Below are 22,085 nucleotides of genomic sequence, written 5' to 3'. Positions count from 1 at the left end.
TTCGAAAGTTACGGCTTTGTCCCCTTTTCAGGGGTAATTCGGGCGTTAGCTAGACGCGCCTTCCTTAGACGCGGGCGCGGCGGGCGAGGCGCTCCGGATCAAGGATGATCACGCTCTTGCCGTCCAGCCGCAGCCAGGCGCGGGAGGCGAAGTCGGCCAGCGCCTTGTTGACCGTCTCGCGCGAGGCGCCGACCAGCTGAGCCAGCTCTTCCTGGGTGAGGTCGTGCGTGACGCGCAACACACCGCCGTCGCGGGTGCCGAAGCGGCCGGCCATCTGGAGCAGGTTTTTCGCCACGCGACCGGGCACGTCCGTGAAGATCAGGTCGGCCAGCGCGTCGTTCGTACGGCGCAGGCGGCGGGCCAGCACGCGCAGCAGCTGCTCGGCGATCTCGGGGCGGTTGTTGAGCCACGGGCGCAGCGACGTCTTCTTGAGGCGGGCCAGGCGGGCGTCGGTCACCGCGGTCGCCGTCGCCGTGCGCGGACCCGGGTCGAACAGCGAGAGCTCGCCGACCATGTCGGACGGGCCCATGATCGAAACCAGGTTCTGCCGGCCGTCCGCGGCGCGGCGTCCCAGCTTGATCTTGCCGGACAGCACGATGTACAGGCTGTCACCGGCCTCGCCCTCGTTGAACAGGACGTCGCCCTTGCGGACCTCGACCGTGTCCATCTCCTTGGCGAGCGCCTCGGCGGCCTCCGGGTCCACGCCCTGGAAGATCCCGCTCCGCGCCAGCACCTCATCCATGCCGCACCTCCGAACACGCGCAACGCCTGCGCTCGATCAGTCTAGGCGCACGCGGGCGGGAATCGGGCAGGCACCCCTTGATCCAGATACTGCAGGGTAACCATTCCGACCGTGACGGGCAGTGTTTATCGTCGCTCACGCATGCGCGACAACAAGCCATTCGACGGAACGTCCGCGGTGCAACCCGAAGGTATCGTCGCCGTCGATGAATTCCCACCCCCCGTCCCACAGCCCGGGCCTTTTCGGGCGACCTGTCCTTACTATCACGATTGTCCTGGCGGTTCTGGCCGGTGTCGGCGCCGGTAGCGTCGCTTTCGCCAACCGTGGAGGCGGCCCTGCGCCGCAATGGCAGCAGCCCGCCGCCGCGCCTTCGCGGGTCCTCGAGGCCACGCCCGCCGCCACCACGTCAACCCCCTCCGACGTGGAAACGATCACGCTCTCGGCGACCGGCGACATCATGATGAGCAACGCGCCGAACAAGATGCCGCCCAACGACGGCGACGGCTTCTTCGACTCGGTGCGGGAAGGCCTCCAGTCGGATCTGGTGATGGGCAACCTCGAACAGCCGCTCACCACCGACACCGGCGCCTCCAAGTGCGGCTCCCCGCCCGAGCCGAACTGCTTCGCCTTCCGCTCGCCGCCCGGCTACTCCAAGCACCTCAAGGACGCCGGCTTCCAGTTGATGAACCTGGCGAACAACCACACCAAGGACTTCGGCTCGCAGGGCGCGACCAACACCCGCGCCGCCCTGGACGACGCCGGCATCAAATACACCGGCAACAAAGACGAGATCACCGTCGTCGAGGTCAAGGGGATCAAGGTCGCGGTCGTGGGCTTCTCCGGGTACGCCGGAGCGAACAACCTCAACGATCTGGAGCACTCCAAGGCCGTCATCCAGGAGGCCAAGCAGCAGGCCGACCTGGTCGTCGTGCAGGTGCACATGGGCGCCGAGGGCGCGACCATGCAGCACGTCAAGCCCGGCAACGAGATCTTCCACGGGGAGAACCGCGGCGATCCGATCAAGTTCAGCCACGCGGTCATCGACGCGGGCGCCGACCTGGTCGTCGGCCACAGCCCGCACGTGCTGCGCGGGATGGAGTTCTACCAGGGCAAGCTGATCGCCTACAGCCTCGGGAACTTCGCGGGCGGCGGCAAGACGCTGTCGAGTCAGGGCGTGCTCAAGTACGGCGGGATCCTGCGGGTCACGCTCGGCAAGGACGGCTCGTACGCGGGTGGGAAGTTCCTTTCGACGTACATGAGCTCTGTCGGCCTCCCGACCCGGGACACCGGGCAGGAGATGGGCCGGAAGCTGGTGTCCCAGCTCAGCGAGGAGGACTTCGGGGACACGGCGGCGGCGCTTGGCAAGGACGGATCGATCAAGCCACCGGCGTAACGATTCCTGTCGTACCCGCGACGTACTCTTTAGCGGTGACTCTGGTGGTGCGGTCGGTCAAGCGATTCGCGGGCGAGACGCCTATCGGGCGCAAGCGGCGCGCCCGCAAGATGGCAAAGGCTCTTGCCGAGACCCATCCCGACGCGCATTGCGAGCTCGACTTCACCACCCCGCTGGAGCTGGCGATCGCCACCATCCTGTCGGCCCAGACCACCGACGTCCGGGTCAACCAGGTGACGCCGACCCTCTTCAAGCGGTATGTGACGGCCGCCGACTACGCCGGGGCCGACCGCGGCCAGCTCGAGGAGCTGCTGCGCCCCACCGGCTTCTTCCGGGCGAAAACCGACTCGCTGATGAAGCTGGGCCAGGTCCTGGTCGAGCAGTACGACGGCGTTCTGCCCAACAAGCTCGACCAGCTGGTCAAGCTCCCCGGCATCGGCCGCAAGACGGCCAACGTGATCCTCGGCAACGCGTTCGGCGTCCCCGGCATCACGGTCGACACCCACTTCCGCCGCCTGACCAACCGCTTCGGCTGGGTCAACGAGGAAGACCCAGTCAAGATCGAGTTCCAGGTCGCCGAGCTGATCGAGAAGCGCGACTGGACCATGCTGTCGCACCGCGTGATCTTCCACGGCCGCCGGGTCTGCCACGCCCGCAAGCCGGCCTGCGGCGCCTGCACCCTGGCCGCGATGTGCCCTTCGTACGGCACCGGCCCGACCGAGGCGGCCGCCGCGGCCAAGCTCCTCAAGGGCCCGCGCGCCCGCGAGCTGGCAGTCGCCGCCGGCGTCGACCCCGACCTGGTCCCGGCCGCCGCCGTGACCGCCCCGGAGGCCCCGTGAGGTCCTCCCGCGGCGCCGGCGCCTTAAGACCCTCGCCGGGCGACGGCGCCTTACGGCCCTTGCTTGGCGTTCGTGCTGTGCGGGCGGCGTTTCTCGCCCCCGCCCTGGCGCTCGCGCTCGTCGTCGCCGGGTGCACTGCCTCGGCGGAGGATTCCAAGACCCCGTCGCCGTTCGCGGCCTGCGCCGCGCTGGTGGGCGGCGCGCCGGCATCGTCGGCCGGGTCGACATCCTCGGGCTCGCCCGCCTCGGCTGCGTCCGCCTCAGGCCCGCCCGCCTCAGCTGCGTCCGCCTCGGCTGGGTCTTCGTCCGGGGCGGGTTCCTCCGTGGTTCCTGATGTGACGCTGCCGTGCTTCACCGGTGGGGAGAAGGTGGCGCTGCGCTCGGTGCGCGGGCCTGCCGTGATCAACCTGTGGGCGTCCTGGTGCGGTCCCTGCCGCCAGGAGCTGCCGGTCATGCAGCAGCTGGCCGACAAGGCGGCCGGCAAAGTCGCCGTGGTCGGTGTTGACACCGGGGATGGGCGCGAGGCCGGCGCCTCGTTCGCCGCGGCCAAGGGCGTGACGTTTCCGACGCTGTTCGACCCCGACAAGAAGCTGCTCAACGCCGTGTCCAAGATCAACTTGCCGGTCACCATCTTCGTGGACGCGGCCGGCACGGCGTACGTGAATATTTTGCCTCTCGACGCCGCGAAACTCACCGACATGGTCCGCGAGCACGCCGGTGTGGCGGTGGCCCTGTGAGTCAGGGGCGGGTGCTGGCGCGCCCCGACGATCTGCCGTCCTGGTTCGACCCGCTGCTGACGCGGGTCGCCACGTGCCGTACCGAAGACTTCACGCCCTTGCGCCCGCCGGCCAACGGCGGCCGGCCCAGCGCGGTGCTGGTGCTGCTGGGCGAGGAGACCCCCGGCGAGCCCGACCTGTTGATCCTCCAGCGGGCCGCCACCATGCGAAACCACGCCGGCCAGCCCGCCTTCCCCGGCGGCGGCACCGACCCCGAGGACGCCGACGCCATCGCCACCGCGCTGCGCGAGGCACAGGAAGAGGTCGGGCTCGAGCCGGCCAGCGCCGAAGTGCTGGCCTTGCTGCCCGACCTGTTCATCCCGGTTAGCTCGTTCGTGGTGACGCCGGTGCTGGCCTGGTGGCGTCGCCCGCATCCGGTGTCCCCACGCCAGCCGGCCGAGGTCGCGCACGTGGCCCGACTGCCGATCAATGAACTCGTGGACCCGGAAAACCGTATCCGGGTGCGACACCCCAGCGGTTGGGTCGGGCCCGCCTTCCAGGTCCGCGGATTGCTGGTCTGGGGCTTCACGGCGGGGGTGATCTCGGCATTGCTCGACATGGGTGGCTGGTCGCGGTCGTGGCAGCCGGGTCGCATAGTGGAGTTGCCGGAAGCGTCCGCTCCGGTCCCGGCGGCACGCGGCGGTGCGCCGGACGAGGTTCTGCCATGATCTCCGACTGGCCCGCCGCCTCTACGCTGAGTGAGTGTTCGTGGTCGATGCCATCCTGATCCTGCTCATGCTGGTCTTCGCGATTAGCGGCTACCGCCAGGGCTTCGTCATCGGCGCGCTCTCCTTCGGTGGCTTCTTCAGCGGCGTGCTCATCGGCCTGCAGATCGGTCCGCTGATCGCGGACAAGTTCTCCGACCCGACCGCCCGGCTCGTGGTGTCGCTCGCCTCGATCTTCGCGCTCGCCGTGCTGGGGCAGACCCTGGCCGGCTGGCTCGGCACGCACCTGCGCCGGCAGATCTCCAGCAAGCCGCTCCAGCGCGTGGACGACGCCGGCGGCGCGCTGATCTCGCTCGTCGCGGTGCTGCTGGTGGCATGGCTGATCGCGGTGCCGCTCGGCTCCACCCCGTTCGAGGGGCTCAACCGCGAGGTCCGCAGCAGCGCCATCCTCGGCGGCATCGACAGCCTGATGCCCGAGCAGGCGCAGGCGCTCTCGTCGGCGCTGCGCGAGACGCTCGACACCAACGGCTTCCCGGACGTCTTCGGCGGCCTCGCGCCCACCAAGACCAAGGAGGTCGCGGCGCCCGACCCGGCGCTCAAGGGCTCCCAGATCGTGCAGAAGTCGAAGAAGTCGGTGATCAAGGTGCTCGGCACCGCGCCGAGCTGCTCGCGGCGCATCGAGGGTTCCGGCTTCGTGTATTCGACCGAGCGGGTCATGACGAACGCCCACGTGGTCGCCGGCACGCGGGAGGTCGCGGTCGAGGTCGACGGCGAGCGCCTGCAGGGCAAGGTCGTCGTGTACGACCCGGAGCGCGACCTCGCGGTGGTCTACGTCCCCGGCTTGAAGGCTCCGGTGATGCCGTTCGTCGCGAAGCAGGCCGCGAGCGGCGCCAGCGCGATCGTGCTGGGCTACCCGCAGGACGGACCGTACGACGCCCAGTCGGCCCGGGTCAGCGACGTCAGCCGGATCACCGGCCCCGACATCTACGACTCCGGCGACGTGACCCGCGAGATCTACACGATTCGCTCGCTGGTACGCAGCGGCAACTCCGGCGGCCCGCTGATCACCCCCAACGGCCAGGTCCTGGGCGTCATCTTCGCCGCCGCGGCCGACGACAAGAACACGGGCTTCGCCCTGACCGCGAGCGAGGCGGCCCCGGTGGCCCAGCAGGGCCTGAGCCGAACCCGCGGCGTCTCCACCGACGACTGCGCGTAACGACCCGCCCCGCGTCAACCACGCAGAGTGAGCGTCGCGCCAACCCGGCCGGTGACGGCTGCCCAGGGGCGAGGACGAAGGTCCGCTCGCGCGTCGGTAGTCCCCGCGGACCGGCGCGCAAAGGTCGAAGGCTCTGCTTGATGGCAGGCGCCGGTGTGGCGGGGCGGGCGTGGGCGGCCGCCGGCGCTGAGCGTTGATGAGTTCCGGCCGGTTCCGCGCGGCAAGTCTTCAAGGTCGCGAACGGACGGGCGGAGATTGCGTGCGCGGGGTTGCCGCGGCTGCTGGGCGTTGGTGAGTTGCGGTTGGTTTCGTGCGGGAAGTCATCAAGGTCGCGAGCGAGCGGGCGGGGGTGCGTGCGCGGGGTGGCGGCGGCTGCTGGGCGTTGGTGAGTTGCGGTTGGTTTCGTGCGGGAAGTCATCAAGGTCGCGAGCGAGCGGGCGCGCGGGCGAGCGGGCGCGCGGGCGAGCGGGCGCGCGGGCGAGCGGGCGCGCGGGTGAGGGGCGCGCGGGCGAGGGGTGTGGGCGTGCGCGGGCGGCGGTCGCTGGAGGCGCTCGCGAGTGTGTGCGGGGCGGGGCGGGCTATGTCGTGTAGGCGAAGCGGCGGACTGTCAGCAGGGCCGCTACCGCTGAGATCAGCAGGAGGGCGCCGGCCAGCCACCAGGTGCGGGTTGCGGGTCTCTCGGTGACCGTGGCGGGGGAGGCTGCCTGGCCGGCGGCGACCCGGGGGGCGACCGTTGAGGCGTCGTCGGGGGCGGACTGGGCCTGGCCTGGCACGGGAGCGGAGCCGAAGCGGGCTATGCCCGGGGACGGTGACGTGTCCAGGGGGTTGTCGAAGACTGCCGGCACCGAAGCGGTCAAGGCGCCGGTCGGGTCGACCATGCCGAAGCCGAACGTGGTGTCGCGGCCGCTGGGGCCCTCGTCGTGGGCCGTCCGGATGATGCGGTTGATGACCTCGCCGGCCGGCATCGTGGGCCAGCGGGAGCGGATCAGGGCGGCGGTGCCGGTGACCATGGGGGCGGCGAAGCTGGTGCCCTGCACCTTCCAGTAGCCGCCGCCGGCCTGGGCGCCGACGAGCTGGGTGGCGGGAGCCGTCACCACCGTCTCCTTGCCGGTGATCGAGCCGGACCAGAGCGAGGTGCTGTCCTTCTCCATCCCGGCCACGGCGATCACGCCGGGCTCGCGAGCCGGATACCAGACTTCGGAGTCCGACGACGCGCTGGTGTTGCCGGTGCAGGCGACCACCACGACGTCCTTGGCGAACGCGTAGTCGAGGGCGGCGGCCAGGGTGGCGCTGCTGCCGTTGCCGCCCAGCGACAGGTTGACCACCCGGGCGCCGTGGTCGACCGCCCAGCGCACGCCCTGGGCCACGATGATCGCGTCGTCGTAGCGGTTTTCCTCGTCGAGCACGCGTACGGGAAGGATCTTGGCTTTGGGGGCTATGCCGATGACGCCGGCGGGATCGTCGCCGCGGCCCGCGATGATGGCCGAGACCGTGGTGCCGTGGCCGACCAGGTCGGTGTCGCCGTCGCCCTTGGGATCGACCAGGTCGAGGCCGGGCAGGACCTGGCCGGTCAGGTCGGGGTGGGTGGAGTCGACGCCGGAGTCGATGACGGCGACCGTGACGCCGGCGCCGCTCGAGTAGGTCCAGGCGCCGGCGATGTTCAGGGTCTTCAGATACCACTGGTCGTCGCGGACCGAGTCGCCCACCAGAGGACTGGGCGGCTCGGCGAAAACAGGCGCAGAGACGGGGGCGGGCGCGGCAAGAGCGAGGGCGGGCGTGACGGGCACGGCGAGCGTGAACACCCCGGCGAGCGCGGCCGAGGCCAGCCGGCAACGGCTCAGCAACGGGCACCACCAGGAGCAACGTCGGGGCCGGCGGCGGGTACGCGGCAGTGCGCCCTGGCGGGCCAAGGGCCGGCGCTCGCAGCACTCACGGGTCGCATCGCCTATCCGATCCTGGATGGTCGATGCAGATTACTCCGAAACGGGGCCTTATTGGTGGGGTCCGTCGATGGATATCGCACTGGCAGTGTGTTAAATCGGTCGCTTTCACGCAAAGGGCGGCAGGTGGGCCAGCTGGACCAGGCGAATGCCCTCACGACGGGTGAGGAGGCGGCCACGTCCGGGGGGCATCAGCGTGGGCTTGACCGCGCCGATCAAAGCGCCCTCATCGGACGGACCGGACATCACCATGCCGGGCGCCGACAGTTCGCGCAGCCGCTGGATCACCGGCTCGTAGAGGGCTCGGCTGGCGCCGCCGGCCCGCCTTGTGAGCACCAGGTGCAGGCCGACGTCGCGGGCCTGTGGCAGATATTCGAGCAATGGGGTGAGCGGGTTGGTCGGGCCGGCCACCACCAGGTCGTAGTCGTCGACCAGGACGAACAGCTCGGGGCCGGTCCACCAGGAACGGTCGCGCAGCTGCTGGGCAGTGACGTCGGGGCCGGGCAGGCGGCGCTCCATGTAGCCGGCGACCGACTGCATCAGCTCCAGCGTCTTCTGTGCCTGGATGCCGTACCCGATGCGGTGTTCCGACTCGGGCAGGTCCATCAGGCTGCGCCGGTAGTCGACCAGGATGATCCGGGCCTGCTCGGGGGAGAACCGCCGGATCACCGAGGTCGCGAGCGCCCGCAGGAACGAGCTCTTGCCGCACTCGGCGTCGCCGAAGAGCAGGAAGTGCGGGTCGGAGGCGAAGTCGATCTCGACCGGCTGGAGGTCGGCCTCGGAGATGCCGATCGGCAGGCGCAGCCCGGCGCTGCGGTTGAGGTCGAGCTCGGCGTACGGGACCGAGGACGGCAGCATCCGTACGCGCGGCGCGAGCGGGCCGTGCCAGTTGGTGGCCACCGCCTTGACCAGCGCGTTGGTGTCGGCCATGGTGCTCAGCTCGGGCCGCACGGTGAGCAGGTGGAGGAATTTGTTCTTGTCGGTCGGGTGCTCGACTATGCCGCGGCCGGGCTTCTCCGGCACCGTCATCGCGGCCCGCCGGTTGATCGTGGAGTCGCTCGGGTCGCCGAGGCGCAGCTCCAGACGCGAGCCGAACAGGTCGCGGATCGCCGGGCGGAAGTCCATCCAGCGCGAGGACGACGCGACCACGTGGATGCCGTACGACAGGCCGCGGGTGGCGATGTCGGTGATGACCGGCTCGAGCTCCTCGTATTCCTTGCGCAATGTGGACCAGCCGTCGACCACGAGGAACACGTCGCCGAACGGGTCGGCGTCGGCCGCGCCGCCGGCCGGGTTGGCGCGCCGGCGCCGGTAGGAGGCCATCGAGTCGATGCCCATCGACGCGAACCGGGACTCGCGCTCGGTGAGCAGCGTCGAGATCTCGCCGACCGTGCGCCGCACGCCGACCGTGTCGAGCCGGCCCGAGACGCCGCCGACGTGCGGCAGGTCCCGGACCGAGTTGAGCGAGCCGCCGCCGAAGTCGAGGCAGTAGACCTGCACCTCGGCCGGGGTGTGGGTCAGCGCGAGGCCGCAGATCATCGAGCGCAGCGCGGTGGACTTGCCGGAGAGCGTCGAGCCGACGATCGCCACGTGCCCGGCCGCGCCGGCCAGCTGCAGCCACATCACGTCGCGCAGCTGCTCGCGCGGCTTGTCGACCATCGCGATCGGCACCTGCAGGGCGCCGTGCAGCTCGGGGTTGGCGAACGCGAGTCCGCGGGTGGGGGCGGCGACCACCGGGCCGAGCAGCTCGTCGAGGGCCGGCGACTGGTTGAGCGGCGGCAGCCACACCTGGTGCGCCGGCGGGCCCTGGCCGTTGAGCCGGTCGACCATCACGTCGAGCACGCTCTCGCCGGCCGGGATCTCTTCCGGTTTGGGCTGGACCGGCTTCGCCGGCTTGGGCGCCGGGACGTAGCGGGTCGAATACTCCAGGACCTGCGGGACGGCGTTGGCGCCACCGGCCGCGGCGCGCGCGCCCGCCTTGCGCATCGGGCCCGACACGTACGCGGCCTTGAAGCGCAGCAGCGGCTCGGTGCCGAACTTGAGGTAGCCGTGGCCGGGGGAACGGGGCAGCTCGTACGCGTCGGGCACGCCCAGCACGGCTCGGGACTCCAGTGCCGAGAAGGTCCGCAGACCCACCCTGTACGACAAGTGCGTGTCCAGGCCGCGCAGCCGGCCCTCCTCGAGCCGCTGGCTGGCGAGCAGCAGGTGCACGCCGAGCGACCGGCCCAACCGTCCGATCTGGACGAACAGGTCGATGAAGTCGGGCTTGGCGCTGAGCAGCTCGGAGAACTCGTCGCAGATGACCAGCAGCGACGGCAGCGGTGGCAGCGCCGCGCCGCCGGCTCGGGCCTTCTCGTAGTCGCGCAGGCTGGCGTAGTTGCCGGCCTTGCGGAGCAGCTCCTGGCGCCGGATCATCTCGCCGTCGATCGCGTCGACCATGCGGTCGACCAGGACGAGCTCGTCGGCCAGGTTGGTGATCACGGCGGCGGTGTGCGGCAGGCGGTCCAGCGAGGAGAAGGTCGCGCCGCCCTTGAAGTCGATCAGCACGAAGTTCAGCGACTCGGACGAATGCGTCGCGGCGAGCGCCATCACCAGCGTGCGCAGCAGCTCGGACTTGCCGGAGCCGGTCGCGCCGATCAGCAGGCCGTGCGGGCCCATGCCGTCCTGCGCCGACTCCTTGAGGTCGAGCTCGATCGGGCTGCCGTCGGCGCCCACCCCGATCGGCACCCGCAGCTTGTCGCGGTTGGGGCGCGGCGTCCAGCTCTGCGCCACGCTGAAGGTCTCGGGATCGCCGAGCCCGAGCAGCTCGGACAGGCCCATCTCGGTGGCCAGCGGGGTGTCCGACGACTTCGACATCGCGGCCAGCCGCAGCGGGGACAGCCGTCGCGCGACCGCCTCGGCCTGCTCGACGGTCAGCTCGTCGGGCGTGCCGACCTCGGCCTCGTGGTCCATCGAGTACGTGTTCAGCACCCGGCGGCCGCCCACGTGCGCGGTCTCGAGCACCAGCAGCGACCGGTCGAGCAGGCGCGGCGGCAGCTCGTCGAGGTCGAGCACGGTCACGCCGTCGATGCCGTCGTCGAGCTGGGTGGCGCCCTTGAGGTCGATGCCGTCCAGCACGATCACGACGTGCGGCGAGCTCGCGCCGGCGCCCATCGGGTTGAACCGCGGCCGGTTGCCGATCACGTCCTCGAGGAGGCGCTCGAGGTCGGGGCCGGTGCTCGCGACCAGCCGCACGTGGCCGAGCGCGTCGGTGCGCGACGGGTGCAGGTTGTGGGGAAGCCATTTCACCCACTCCCACTCGGCGCGCCGGTCCGGGCCGGCGCAGATCGCGACGATCATGTCGTCGGGCGCGTGGAACGTGGCGAGCTGGCAGATCACGGCCCGGCTCAGCGCGCGGGCGTCCGGCTCGCCGGTGGGGCCGGCGCCGCGCAGGAAGACCCGCGCGAAGCCGCGCAGCGACGCCGCGACCGGGAGGTCGGGGACCACCGAGTACGCGTCGAGGAAGCGCCGCAGCGCGCCCGCGGTCATCGGCTCGAGCTCGTCGAGCGGCCGGGTCTCCGGCGGGATCAGCGGCGTGGCCAGGGTCTGCGGGCCGACCGCGAGCCGCACGACGCCGAAGTCGGGGTCGGCCGGGCGGCGCTCCCACACCCGATGGCTGCTCGCGGTGGACCAGAGCTGGTGCGGGTCGGGATGGCGGTAGAGCATGCCGACGCGCTGCCTGGTCGCGGTCTCGCGGACCCGGCGGCGCAGCCCGGACAGATGGCGCAAATACTCCCGGCGGGCGGCCATCATCTCGGCCTTCTTGGGTGAGCCGCTCGCGCCCATGCTGGTGGTGAGCATGGCGATCGAGGACACCCCGAAAAGACCACCGATAACGTACGAGTACGCCCCGCCCCGGCCCTGGCCCATCATCATCGCCATGGCCACCGAGCCGCCCAGCATGGGCAGCGCCATCAGGGCCTGCTGCCAGCGACCGCCGGCTGCCTGCGGAATTTCCGGCGGCGGCTCGACGGCGATCTCACCAGTCGGTATCTCCGGCGCCGGGCGCCGGGCCGACCGTTTGATCACCACCGTGCTCATGCCTGGAATGTCTCCTTCGTCCACAAGGGTGTGTGGTCACTCCCCCGTCGCGCGCGCCGTCTTCCGGACATCGCGACGCGCCTATGGTAGGTAAGGTGCGGTTCGTTCCGCAGCCTCCCTCCATCGATGGGAAAAGAAGTCACCGTGAGCGTCGGCCTGGCCCGAGTCACCATCAGCGCGCCGAACCGCCGCGTCGACGTCGCGCTGCCGGAACACGTGCCGCTGGCCGAGCTGCTGCCGGAGGTGCTGCGGCACGCCGGCGAGGGACTCGCCGACGACGGCGAGAAACACGGTGGGTGGGTGCTGCGGCGGACCGATGGCGTCGCGCTGGTCACGTCCCAAGGTCTTTTCCCCCAGGGCGTACGCGACGGGGAAGTGCTCCATCTCGTGCCCGCGCACAACGACTGGCCCGAGCTCGAGTACGACGATGTGGTCGAGGCGATCGCCGAGGGCGCCCGCCGTCGGGGCAGCGCCTGGACGGCGGCCTCCACCCGGACGACGACCCTGGCCGCGGCCGGGGTGCTGCTCGGCGTCGGCCTGATCGCGATCCTGCTCGCCGGTCCGGCGTGGACCGGCGCGGCCGTCGCGGGCCTGGGGGTCGCGATCGTGCTCGCGGTGGCCGGGGTGACCGCCTCCCGGGCGTACAACGACGGCCGGGCCGGCGCGGCGCTCGGCGGCTACGCGATGCCGTACGCGTTCGCCGGTGGCGCGGTGCTGGTGGCCTCCAACGACCGGGTCGGCGCGCTGCCGCTCCTGTCCTGGCTGGGCGACTCCGAGCTGCTCGCCGGTTCGGTGGCGCTGCTGATCGTGGCCGCTCTCGGCGGCGTCGGGGTGGCGGCCTCGCTGCGGCTGTTCACGGCCGGCGTGGTCACCGGGCTGCTCGGCGCGATGGCGGCGCTGGTCAGCATGTTCACGACGGCGGCCGGGGCGGCGGCGGTGCTGATCTCGGTGCTGGTGTGCGGGATCGGGGCGATGCCGCTGCTGGCGATCCGGTTCGGCAAGATGCCGACGCCACCGGTCACCCTGCCGACCGGCAGCGCCGGCGCGGCGGGCTTCACCGGCGCCAGCGCCGCCGGCGCGCTCGACGTGGCGCGGGAGCGGCCCGACCGCGAGACGGTGTTCGCGGCGGTCACCCGCACCGAAGAGCTGCTCGCCGGCATGCTGCTGGGCCACGCGGTGCTCGCCGCCGGCGCGTTCCTGGTGCTGGCGACCTCGGGGTCGCTGTCGTCGCGGATCCTGATCGCCGTGTCGGCCGCCGCTCTGCTGCTGCGGTCCCGGCTCTTCGTGACGCTGCGCCAGCGGGTGCCGCTGGTCGCCGGCGGGCTGGCCGGGGTGTTCGCGCTCGGCGTCGACCTGATGCGATCGGCCGACGCGACCGTGCTGGTGGCGCTGACCGTCGGCGTGCTGCTGCTCGCGATCGTGACCGTGGTCGCGGGCGCGACCTACTCGGCGCGGCCGCCGTCGCCGTACATGGGACGGGCGGCGGACATCGTCGACACCCTGGTGGTGGTCTCGGTGATTCCGGTGGCCTGCGCCGTGGTGGGGCTCTACGACGCGGTCGGAAGCATCAGTCTCTAGCGGGTCCCACCGCGGCCCGGGAGGCAAGCCGCGGCTGGGATCCGGGGGTGACCGTGGCGCGCGGCCACGGGTGCGTCAGTGGTGGTCTTCGCCCTCGACCTCGGCGCGCTTGAACGAGGCGCGGATCTCCTCCTCGGCCTCGACCCGGCCGACCCAGGTCGCGCCCTCGACCGACTTGCCCGGCTCGAGGTCCTTGTAGACCGTGAAGAAGTGCTGGATCTCCATGCGGTCGAACTCGCCCAGGTGGTGGATGTCGCGCAGGTGCTCCTGACGCGGGTCCTCGTAGGGGACGCAGAGGACCTTGTCGTCGCGGCCCTTCTCGTCGCTCATCCGGAACATGCCGATCGCGCGGGCGCGGATCAGGCAGCCCGGGAACGTCGGCTCCTGCACCAGGACCAGGGCGTCGAGCGGGTCGCCGTCCTGGCCGAGAGTGCCCTCGATGAAGCCGTAGTCCGCGGGGTACTGCGTCGCGGTGAAGAGGGTCCGGTCGAGACGGATACGGCCCGTCTTGTGATCGACCTCGTACTTGTTCCGCTGGCCCTTGGGGATCTCAACCAGAACGTCGAAATCCATCGTTATGCTCCCTTGACTCGCCCACCGAAAATGCCGGTCACGACGGGCGGGGAACCGAGGCGGGATATCAGTGCCCACAGGATCCGCGCGCAACGATGTGCCGGATGTCGCTAGTCTCCCCTAAGTCTGGCGCGACGGGCGAGGAGGGGCGCGTGGGGAGGCAAGATTCACACAACGGGCCCGTTTACGACGGCGCGCCCGAGCCCCATCATGCCTCCGGTTACGGTAACCCATCCGTGGCGCCTCCTTCGCGCGAATCGCGTCAAGAACAACGTGTCGGCGCGAATGGGGCGGAAGATCGGCAAATGCAGCCCCAGCACCCGGACACCCATCCCGAAACCATGCGGCCCGATTCGCCGGAGCGCGCTTTCGGAGCCTGGTCCTCGCCGCCGGGAACAACGTATGGGCCTTCGGCGCCGCCGGAGGGTGAGTTGGCAGCTCAGCCCGGCGGTGGCGGCAATGGCGTGAGCAACGACGGCGCCGGGCCGGAAGCGGCGGGTGCCGGTGCTCGGCCTCGTACGTATAAAAAGCTTTTGATTTTGCTTTCCTCGATTTTGATTTTGATTGCCGGCGTTGCCGTCGTCGGGCTGGTGAAGCCGTTCGAGGACGAGACCAGCGTCGTGCCGACCAAGGCGCCGGTCACGCCGGACCCGACGCCCACGCCGGTGCTGGCGGCGGCGTCGGGGGGAGGCAAGGCGCCGGGCGTCGCGCAGGTGAAGGTGGCGCTCGATCCGCTGGTGAGCTCGGCGGCGCTGGGAACGACGGTCAATGTGTCGGTGGTCGATGTGGCGACCGGGCAGCCGCTGTACGAGCGGGACGCCGACGTGCCGAACACGCCCGCGTCGACGACGAAGCTGCTCACCGCGGCGACCGTGCTGGCGGCTCGCGGGCCGGCCTATCGGCTGCGCACGACGGCGGTGGCGGGAAGCGCGCCGGGCGAGGTGGTGCTGGTGGGCGGCGGCGATCCGACGCTGTCGGTGGACGCGAAGGCGCTGTTCCCGGGGGCGGCGCGGCTCGACCAGCTCGCGAGCCAGGTCAAGAAGGCGCTCGGTGGCGCCAAGCCGACGAAGTTGCTGGTGGACACGTCGCTGTTCAGCGGGCCGGAGACAGGCACGGGCTGGTCGCCGGACGACGTCTCGCCGCTGGGGCAGGTGGCCCGGATCCAGCCGCTGATGACCAACGGCGGGCGGGTCAAGCCGATCCACAACGAGCGCGGCGGCGATCCCCGGTTCGCGGATCCGGCGATCGGGGCGGGACGCGCGTTCGCGAAGCTGCTCGGGGCGCCGGTCGCGACGGTCAAGCGAGGCAAAGCGCCCGCGGTTGCGCCGTCGGCCGCTACCGGCGTCGCCCCGGGCACGCGGCTGGGTGAGGTGCAGTCGCCGCCGCTGGTGCAGGTCACCGACTGGATGCTCGAGCAGAGCGACAACACCATCGCGGACGTGCTGGCCCGGCAGGTGGCCTTGGCGGCCGGCAAGCCGGCCACCTTCGACGGCGCGACCGACGCGATCATCGTGAAGCTGCGGGAGCTGGGACTTCCGGGTGACGAGGCCGACCTGTACGACGGCAGCGGGCTCTCCCGGCACAACGGGATCAGCCCGGCCCTGCTCACCCAGCTGCTCACGCTGGCGGCGAGCGGGAAGCAGCCGGCGATCACCGGGATCTTCGGCGGGCTGCCGGTCGCGGGCTGGTCGGGGACGCTAGAGAAGCGTTTCGCCTCGCCGGCGCCGAACCGGGCCGCCTACGGCGTCGTGCGGGCCAAGACGGGCACGCTGAGCGGCGTCAACGCGATGGCCGGCCAGCTGGTCACGAAGGACGGCCGGCTGCTGGTCTTCGCGATCATGGCAAGCGGATCGGCGAACGCGACCGCGGCCAAGGCGGCCCTGGATCGGGTGCCGGCGCGCCTGGTTTCATGTGGGTGCTGAGCCTTTCGCGTCAGGGTTTCACCTGAGTTCGGGCTGGAATTCCGCGGGTACGGTGGGTGCATGGCGCAGTTCGTAGACTGGGATCTGGCCGCCGCGACCGCCGGCGCCCTCTCCAAATCCGGGCCCGCGGTCTCCTACGACGACGCGATGGCGGTGGTGACCGAGCTACGCGCGCTGACCGACGAGGCGGCCGGCCACGTCGCCGCCTACACGGGACTCCAGTCGCAGGTCGAGGTGCCGCCGGTGCGCGTCGTCGACCGCAAGGACTGGGCCGCCGTCAACATCCAGGGCCTCAAGCAGGTGATCATCCCGCTGGTCAGCCGGCTGAGCGGCGACAAGCCGCCGGGCGGCCTCGCCGACGCGATCGGCTCCCGGATCACCGGCGTGCAGGCCGGCACGATCCTGGCCTATCTGTCCGGCCGCGTCCTGGGTCAGTACGAAGTGTTCTCCGGCAACCCCGGCCAACTGCTGCTGAACGCGCCCAACATCGTCGAGGTGGAGCGCAAGCTCGGCGCCGACCCGCGCGACTTCCGGCTCTGGGTCTGCCTGCACGAGGTCACCCACCGCACCCAGTTCACCGCCGTCCCCTGGATGCGGGGGTACTTCCTGGGCGAGGTGCAGGCGTTCGTCGACGCGTCGCAGAGCGGGGAGCACATCCTCGAGCGGCTGCGCCGGGGCGTCGCCACCCTCTCCGACGCGCTGCGCGACCCGGAGAGCCGCTCCTCGGTGATCGACATCGTGCAGACCCCGGCGCAGAAGGCGGTGCTCGACCGGCTGACCGCGCTGATGACGCTGCTCGAGGGGCACGCCGAGTTCGTGATGGACGGGGTCGGCCCCGACGTGATCCCGAGCGTCGAGTCGATCCGCGCCAAGTTCAACCGGCGGCGCGAGAGCGGCAACCCGCTGGAAAAGGCGATCCGCCGGCTGCTCGGCATCGAGGTCAAGATGCGGCAGTACGCGGAGGGCCGCAAGTTCGTGCACGGCGTGGTGGAGCGGGTCGGCATGGAGGGCTTCAACAAGGTCTTCGACTCGCCGCTGACGCTGCCCCGGCTCGACGAGCTGGGCGACCCCGACGCCTGGGTGACCCGGGTGCACGGGTCGCAGCCCGCGATCGGGGGGTAGGTGGCGCGCATCCCGGCGGCGGTCGCGGTCGTGCGGCAGGCCGTGCGTCGGTCGCTCCCGGACGACGGGCTCGTGCTCGTGGCCTGCTCGGGCGGGGCGGACTCGCTGGCGCTCGCGTCGGCTGCCCGATTTGTCCGGCGCGGCGCCGTGGGGCTGGTGACCGTTGATCACGGTCTGCAGGAGGGGTCGGCCGCGCGGGCTTCGTCGGTCGCTTCGTGGGCCCTGGACGCCGGATTTGACCCGGTCGAGGTGGCGACCGTCTCCGTGGCCGGGCTTCCCGGCGGCCCCGAGGCGGCGGCTCGTGAGGCGCGATATGAGGCGCTGTCGGCCGTTGCCTCGCAGGTCGGGGCCGTGGCGGTGCTGCTCGGGCACACCCGGGACGATCAGGCCGAGACGGTGTTGCTGGCGCTCGCCCGGGGGGCGGGGCCGCGGGGGATCGCGGGGATGCCGGCCGTGCGGGGGATTTTCCTGCGGCCGCTGCTGGACGTGGGGCGGGCGGACACCCGCAAGGCCTGCGCGGCTCAGGGGCTGGTGCCGTGGGACGACCCGCACAATGTGGATCCGGCCTATGCGCGATCCCGGGTGCGCGGTGATGCGTTGCCGGCGTTGGTGGAGGCGCTGGGGCCCGCGGTGGTGGGCAACCTCGCTCGGACCGCGGGGCAGATCGCTGCGGACAACACCGCGCTGGACGCGCTCGCCCGGGATGCGCTGCTTTCCGCGTACGATGGCCCGGGCCTTGATATTTCCGTTTTATCGGCATTGGTCGGCGCGATTCGGACGCGGGTGCTGCATGCCTGGGCTCGCGAGCTCGGCGCCTCGGGGTCGGCGCTGTCGCATCGGCACGTCGAGGCGCTCGACGCGCTGATCACGGATTGGCGTGGTCAGGGGCCGGTGCACCTGCCGGGGGCGATTCGGGTGGCCCGGGTGCGGGGAAGACTCGTTCGGGTGGCCTGACCGCCTGTGAGAACTGTCACTCGCCGTGCCTGATTCGCCGGGCTTGGTGGGCGGAAAGGGCATCTTTCCAGCGGTTCTTCAGGAACGGACTACAGACCCGTGCGACGAGCGGCAACCTTCATGCGGCAGTCTTACCGTCATGGCTGACGGCTCCTGGTACGACGCCGACATCGATCACGTGATCATCTCCGAGGAGCAGATCCGCGACAAGATCGCCGAACTGGCGAAGCAGGTCTCCGCCGACCATGACGGCGCCGAGGGCGGCATCCTGCTGGTCTGCGTGCTCAAGGGCGCGGTCATGTTCATGGCCGACTTCGCCCGCGCGCTCGGCAAGCAGGGTCCCTCCGCCGAGATGGAGTTCATGGCGGTCTCCTCCTACGGGCAGGGCACGACCTCGTCGGGCGTCGTGCGCATCCTCAAGGACCTGGATCGCGACATCACCGGGCGGCACGTCGTGGTCGTCGAGGACATCGTCGACTCCGGCCTGACCCTCTCCTGGCTGATGAAATACCTCCAGTCGCGCTCGGCCGCGAGCGTCGAGGTGGTGGCGCTGTTCCGCAAGCCGGACGCGGTGAAGGTCCAGGTGCCGGTGAAGTACGTGGGCTTCGACATCCCCAACGAGTTCGTGGTCGGCTACGGCCTGGACTTCGCCGAGAGGTACCGCGAGCTGCCGTACGTGGGCGTGCTCAAGCCCGAGGTGTACGCCCGTAGCTGAACCACTTTCTCAGCCTCTTCTCAGAATTCGTCTTTATGGGTGGATTTGGCACGAAAGCAGGCTGAACGGACGAGGGCGCAGGGGTGTCCGGCCAGCGGGCTCACGGGTTCGCGGGCGGCACGTACGGTGTACCGTCGAGTGACCGATGGCGCAGTGTCACTAACGCCGTCGGGGCCGCCCGTGGCGGCGACGTTGAAGTGACCAGGACGCCGATCAGGAGGGTCCGGGCGCTCGCCGCCCGACAACAGCATGGAGCGTACGCGTTTCTTCCGCCGCCCGGTGGTCTGGATCATTCTGGTGATCATCGGCGTTATCGCGCTGAGCTCGTTCTTCACCAGTGGTCCGAGCTACCAGCGCGTCGATACATCGGTGGCGCTCGAGCGCCTTTCCCAGCCGGGCATCAAGAAGGTCGTCCAGAAGGACAAGGAGCAGACGCTCCAGATCGACTTGGCCCAGCCGGAGAAGTTCGAGGGCAAGACCACCGACAAGATCGAGACCCAATATCCGTACGAGGTCACGAGCGAGGTCTGGCAGGACGTCCAGGACGCCAAGACCGCCGGCCGGATCACCGGGACCGTCAACACCACGGTCTCCGGCGACAACATCCTCTTCAGCCTGCTGATCAACCTGCTGCCGATCGCCATCCTGGTGGTCCTGCTGCTGCTGTTCATGTCGCAGATGCAGGGTGGCGGCTCCCGGGTGCTGAACTTCGGCAAGTCCAAGGCGAAGATGATCACCAAGGACACGCCGAAGACCACGTTCGCCGACGTGGCCGGCGCCGACGAGGCGGTCGAGGAGCTCCACGAGATCAAGGACTTCCTGCAGAACCCCGCGAAGTACCAGGCTCTCGGCGCCAAGATCCCGAAGGGTGTGCTGCTGTTCGGCCCGCCCGGAACGGGTAAGACGCTGCTGGCCCGCGCGGTTGCCGGCGAGGCGGGTGTCCCGTTCTACTCGATCTCCGGCTCCGACTTCGTCGAGATGTTCGTGGGTGTCGGCGCGAGCCGCGTCCGCGACCTGTTCGAGCAGGCCAAGTCCAACGCCCCGGCGATCGTCTTCGTCGACGAGATCGACGCCGTCGGCCGGCACCGCGGCGCCGGCATGGGCGGCGGTCACGACGAGCGCGAGCAGACGCTCAACCAGCTGCTCGTCGAGATGGACGGCTTCGACACCAAGGGCGGGGTCATCCTGATCGCGGCCACCAACCGGCCCGACATCCTCGACCCGGCGCTGCTGCGCCCGGGCCGCTTCGACCGGCAGATCCCGGTCGACAACCCCGACATGGAGGGTCGCAAGATGATCCTCCGGGTGCACGCCAAGGGCAAGCCGTTCACGCCCGACGTCGACCTCGACTCGGTGGCCCGCCGCACGCCCGGCTTCTCCGGCGCCGACCTGGCCAACGTGATCAACGAGGCGGCCCTGCTCACCGCGCGCAACGAGAAGCGGGCGATCTCCAACGAGTTCCTCGAGGAGTCGATCGACCGGGTCATCGCGGGCCCCGAGCGCCGCACCCGGGCGATGAGCGACAACGAAAAGAAGATCACGGCCTACCACGAGGGCGGTCACGCGCTGGTGGCGTACGCGCTGCCGCACTCCGCCCCGGTGCACAAGGTGACGATCCTGCCGCGCGGCCGCTCGCTGGGCCACACGCTGGTGCTGCCGACCGAGGACAAGTACACCCAGACCCGCGCCGAGATGATCGACACCTTGGCGTACGCGCTGGGTGGCCGGGCCGCCGAGGAGCTCGTCTTCCACGAGCCCACCACCGGCGCCGGCAACGACATCGAGAAGGCGTCCGGCCTGGCCCGCGCCATGGTCACCCAGTACGGCATGAGCTCCAAGCTCGGCGCCGTGAAGTACGGGACCAGCGGGGACGAGCCGTTCCTGGGCCGCAGCATGGGCCACGAGCGGGACTACTCCGACTCGGTCGCGGCCGACATCGACTCCGAGGTGCGGGCGCTCATCGAGCTCGCGCACGACGAGGCGTGGGAGATCCTGGTCGAGTACCGCGACGTCCTCGACAGCATGGTCCTCGAGCTGATGGAGAAGGAAACCATCACCCGCGAGGACATGGACAGGATCTGTGCCCGTGTCGTCAAGCGGCCGCCGATGTCGCCGTTCAACGGCTTCGGCAAGCGGCTGCCCTCCGAGGCGCCCCCGGTGCTCACCCCCGCCGAGCGGGACAAGCTCAAGGCGCAGGCCGAGGCGGACGGGCAGATCGCGGTCGGCCCGAACCCGAACGGCACGGTGGAAGGCAGCAACTGATCAGCGACGACGATCCTCTCGACTATCTCGCCGCGCGCCTGGTCGACGGCAAGCTCACCGGCGCACCGGTGGAGCAGGCCGTCGACCTGGCCCGGATAGAGAAGGCGGTCCGCGAGATCCTCATCGCGATCGGTGAGGATCCGGACCGTGACGGGCTGGAACGCACGCCCGCCCGGGTCGCCCGCGCCTACGCCGAGCTCTTCGCCGGCCTGCGGGTCGACCCGGCGCAGGTGCTCACCACCACGTTCGAGGCCGACCACGAGGAGTTCGTGCTCGTCCGCGACATCGAGGTGATGAGCATGTGCGAGCATCACCTGCTGCCGTTCAAGGGCGTCGCGCACGTCGGATACATCCCGGGCACGCACGGCCGCATCACCGGCCTGTCCAAGCTGGCCCGGCTGGTCGAGGTCTACGCCCGCCGGCCCCAGGTGCAGGAAAGGCTCACCTCGCAGATCGCCGACCTGCTGCTGGAAAAGCTGGAGGCGCGCGGGGTGATCGTGGTGCTCGAGTGCGAGCACCTCTGCATGGAGATGCGCGGCATCCGCAAGGTCGGCGCCCGCACGGTGACCAGCGCGGTGCGCGGGGCCTTCCAGACCGACGGCAAGGTCCGCGCCGAGGCGATGGCGCTGATCAACGCCCGTTAGGCTTGGGCATGATCGAGAAGCTCAACCCGCCGGGCGTCCACGAAACGGCCGGTTACAGCCACATCACCATCTCATCGGCAGGGCGGCTCGCCCACCTGGCCGGCCAGTGCCCGCTGGATCTCGCCGGCAACGTGGTCGGTGAGCCCGGCGACTATGACGCGCAGACCGACCAGGTCATCGCCAACTGCCTGGCGGTGCTGGCCGCGGCCGGCGCGGCACCCGGCGACGTGGTGCGCTCGGTCATCTACGTGGTGAGCCCGGATAGCGGGGTGCTCGCCGGTGTCTGGCAGCGGCTCAACGCCTCGCCACTCGCGCCCGCCTTCACCACGGCCAGCACGCTGGTCGGGGTGGCGTCGCTCGGCTATCAGGGCCAGCTGATCGAACTCGACCTGACGGCGGCGCTCTAGATCACCGTGCGGAAGGCGTCGGCGGCGTCCATCGCGGCACGGGTCAGCTGGGCGGCCTCGTCGAGTCGCATGCGGGCCTGCTCCAGCTGAGCGATCGCCGACGCCACCGACGGGTGGAACGAGCCGACGGCGGTCATCCGCAGCAGCGCCAGGGAGTCTTCCAGCTGGTTGGTGACCTGCTGCATGCCGGTCACGGCCCGGCCGGCGCCGTCGACCGACGCGGCTACGTGGGCCTTGACCTCTTCGACGCTGGCCAT

At 70.7% G+C, this 22,085-nt stretch carries 18 protein-coding genes; 13 read left to right on the top strand and 5 right to left on the bottom strand.

Annotation, left to right across the window (positions count from 1 at the left end; all coding sequences use genetic code 11):
* Nucleotides 1–64: 64 nt before the first annotated feature.
* Entirely contained in the window at nt 65–742 is a 678-nt protein-coding gene (locus ACQPZX_RS47955; RefSeq protein ID WP_020515203.1) for a Crp/Fnr family transcriptional regulator, read from the bottom strand.
* A 205-nt stretch (nt 743–947) separates the two neighbouring features.
* Between ACQPZX_RS47955 and ACQPZX_RS47950 the strand changes: the two genes are divergently transcribed.
* The 5 genes from ACQPZX_RS47950 to ACQPZX_RS47930 all read left to right on the top strand — a co-directional run bounded on the left by ACQPZX_RS47950 (nt 948) and on the right by ACQPZX_RS47930 (nt 5,631).
* Nucleotides 948–2,135 (top strand): CapA family protein, encoded by a 1,188-nt coding sequence (locus ACQPZX_RS47950; protein ID WP_433371678.1) that lies wholly within the window; start codon nt 948–950, stop codon nt 2,133–2,135.
* A gap of 41 nt (nt 2,136–2,176) precedes the next feature.
* A complete protein-coding gene (gene nth, locus ACQPZX_RS47945) occupies nt 2,177–2,974 on the top strand; it encodes an endonuclease III (RefSeq protein WP_433385960.1) in 798 nt (265 codons plus the stop codon).
* Between the two features lie 323 nt (nt 2,975–3,297).
* Nucleotides 3,298–3,711, top strand: a complete 414-nt coding sequence (locus ACQPZX_RS47940; RefSeq protein WP_433371675.1) for a TlpA family protein disulfide reductase — start codon at nt 3,298–3,300, stop codon at nt 3,709–3,711.
* Nucleotides 3,708–4,418 (top strand): NUDIX hydrolase, encoded by a 711-nt coding sequence (locus ACQPZX_RS47935; RefSeq protein ID WP_433371672.1) that lies wholly within the window; start codon nt 3,708–3,710, stop codon nt 4,416–4,418. The genes ACQPZX_RS47940 and ACQPZX_RS47935 overlap by 4 nt, the downstream gene beginning before the upstream one ends.
* A 34-nt stretch (nt 4,419–4,452) precedes the next feature.
* Nucleotides 4,453–5,631, top strand: coding sequence for a MarP family serine protease (locus ACQPZX_RS47930; RefSeq protein WP_433371669.1), 1,179 nt, complete (start codon nt 4,453–4,455; stop codon nt 5,629–5,631).
* Between the two features lie 578 nt (nt 5,632–6,209).
* Here the strand turns inward: ACQPZX_RS47930 and mycP are convergent.
* Both mycP and eccCa read right to left on the bottom strand, forming a co-directional pair.
* Nucleotides 6,210–7,475 carry a type VII secretion-associated serine protease mycosin gene (gene mycP / locus ACQPZX_RS47925; RefSeq protein WP_433371666.1) on the bottom strand — a complete coding sequence of 422 codons (1,266 nt, stop codon included), beginning with the start codon at nt 7,473–7,475 and terminating at the stop codon, nt 6,210–6,212.
* Between the two features lie 204 nt (nt 7,476–7,679).
* Nucleotides 7,680–11,651: a type VII secretion protein EccCa gene (eccCa, locus tag ACQPZX_RS47920; RefSeq protein ID WP_433371663.1), complete on the bottom strand. Its 3,972-nt coding sequence runs from the start codon at nt 11,649–11,651 to the stop codon at nt 7,680–7,682.
* A 144-nt stretch (nt 11,652–11,795) separates the two neighbouring features.
* Here eccCa and eccD point away from each other — a divergent pair, with 144 nt between their 5' ends.
* Nucleotides 11,796–13,229: a type VII secretion integral membrane protein EccD gene (eccD, locus tag ACQPZX_RS47915; RefSeq protein ID WP_433371660.1), complete on the top strand. Its 1,434-nt coding sequence runs from the start codon at nt 11,796–11,798 to the stop codon at nt 13,227–13,229.
* 75 nt (nt 13,230–13,304) lie between these two features.
* Here the strand turns inward: eccD and ACQPZX_RS47910 are convergent, their stop codons facing one another.
* Entirely contained in the window at nt 13,305–13,802 is a 498-nt protein-coding gene (locus tag ACQPZX_RS47910) for an inorganic diphosphatase (RefSeq protein WP_433371657.1), read from the bottom strand.
* Between the two features lie 560 nt (nt 13,803–14,362).
* Here ACQPZX_RS47910 and dacB point away from each other — a divergent pair.
* The 7 genes from dacB (at nt 14,363) to ACQPZX_RS47875 (ending at nt 21,828) form a co-directional block, all read left to right on the top strand.
* The gene (dacB, locus tag ACQPZX_RS47905) at nt 14,363–15,724 is read left to right on the top strand and encodes a D-alanyl-D-alanine carboxypeptidase/D-alanyl-D-alanine endopeptidase (protein ID WP_433371654.1); all 1,362 of its coding nucleotides are present in this window, start codon (nt 14,363–14,365) and stop codon (nt 15,722–15,724) included.
* Nucleotides 15,725–15,784: 60 nt separating this feature from the next.
* A complete protein-coding gene (locus ACQPZX_RS47900) occupies nt 15,785–16,846 on the top strand; it encodes a zinc-dependent metalloprotease (protein ID WP_433371651.1) in 1,062 nt (353 codons plus the stop codon).
* Nucleotides 16,847–17,800, top strand: a complete 954-nt coding sequence (gene tilS / locus ACQPZX_RS47895; protein WP_433371648.1) for a tRNA lysidine(34) synthetase TilS — start codon at nt 16,847–16,849, stop codon at nt 17,798–17,800. It abuts the gene before it with no gap.
* A 139-nt stretch (nt 17,801–17,939) separates the two neighbouring features.
* On the top strand, nt 17,940–18,515 hold the full coding sequence (hpt, locus tag ACQPZX_RS47890; protein WP_433371645.1) for a hypoxanthine phosphoribosyltransferase: 576 nt from the start codon (nt 17,940–17,942) through the stop codon (nt 18,513–18,515).
* Between the two features lie 249 nt (nt 18,516–18,764).
* Nucleotides 18,765–20,777: an ATP-dependent zinc metalloprotease FtsH gene (gene ftsH / locus ACQPZX_RS47885; protein ID WP_433371642.1), complete on the top strand. Its 2,013-nt coding sequence runs from the start codon at nt 18,765–18,767 to the stop codon at nt 20,775–20,777.
* Nucleotides 20,774–21,421, top strand: coding sequence for a GTP cyclohydrolase I FolE (gene folE, locus ACQPZX_RS47880; RefSeq protein ID WP_433385957.1), 648 nt, complete (start codon nt 20,774–20,776; stop codon nt 21,419–21,421). The genes ftsH and folE overlap by 4 nt, the downstream gene beginning before the upstream one ends.
* A gap of 8 nt (nt 21,422–21,429) precedes the next feature.
* Entirely contained in the window at nt 21,430–21,828 is a 399-nt protein-coding gene (locus ACQPZX_RS47875) for a RidA family protein (protein WP_433371640.1), read from the top strand.
* Here the strand turns inward: ACQPZX_RS47875 and ACQPZX_RS47870 are convergent.
* Nucleotides 21,825–22,085 carry a hypothetical protein gene (locus ACQPZX_RS47870; RefSeq protein WP_433371637.1) on the bottom strand — a complete coding sequence of 87 codons (261 nt, stop codon included), beginning with the start codon at nt 22,083–22,085 and terminating at the stop codon, nt 21,825–21,827. The genes ACQPZX_RS47875 and ACQPZX_RS47870 overlap by 4 nt on opposite strands.

The sequence above is a fragment of the Actinoplanes sp. CA-142083 genome (genome assembly GCF_050942195.1).
In the GTDB taxonomy this organism is placed as follows: domain Bacteria; phylum Actinomycetota; class Actinomycetes; order Mycobacteriales; family Micromonosporaceae; genus Actinoplanes.
Note: the sequence above shows the minus strand (reverse complement) of the source record. Positions and strands in the feature narration are given on the sequence as shown.

Excerpts from the sequence above, each read along its gene's own strand:
- ACQPZX_RS47955 (WP_020515203.1), bottom strand. The coding sequence starts at position 742 with ATGGATGAGGTGCTGGCGCGGAGCGGGATCTTCCAGGGCGTGGACCCG.
- ACQPZX_RS47950 (WP_433371678.1), top strand. The coding sequence starts at position 948 with ATGAATTCCCACCCCCCGTCCCACAGCCCGGGCCTTTTCGGGCGACCT.
- eccCa (WP_433371663.1), bottom strand. The coding sequence starts at position 11,651 with ATGAGCACGGTGGTGATCAAACGGTCGGCCCGGCGCCCGGCGCCGGAG.
- ACQPZX_RS47910 (WP_433371657.1), bottom strand. The coding sequence starts at position 13,802 with ATGGATTTCGACGTTCTGGTTGAGATCCCCAAGGGCCAGCGGAACAAG.
- ACQPZX_RS47900 (WP_433371651.1), top strand. The coding sequence starts at position 15,785 with ATGGCGCAGTTCGTAGACTGGGATCTGGCCGCCGCGACCGCCGGCGCC.
- hpt (WP_433371645.1), top strand. The coding sequence starts at position 17,940 with ATGGCTGACGGCTCCTGGTACGACGCCGACATCGATCACGTGATCATC.
- ftsH (WP_433371642.1), top strand. The coding sequence starts at position 18,765 with ATGGAGCGTACGCGTTTCTTCCGCCGCCCGGTGGTCTGGATCATTCTG.
- ACQPZX_RS47875 (WP_433371640.1), top strand. The coding sequence starts at position 21,430 with ATGATCGAGAAGCTCAACCCGCCGGGCGTCCACGAAACGGCCGGTTAC.
- ACQPZX_RS47870 (WP_433371637.1), bottom strand. The coding sequence starts at position 22,085 with ATGGCCAGCGTCGAAGAGGTCAAGGCCCACGTAGCCGCGTCGGTCGAC.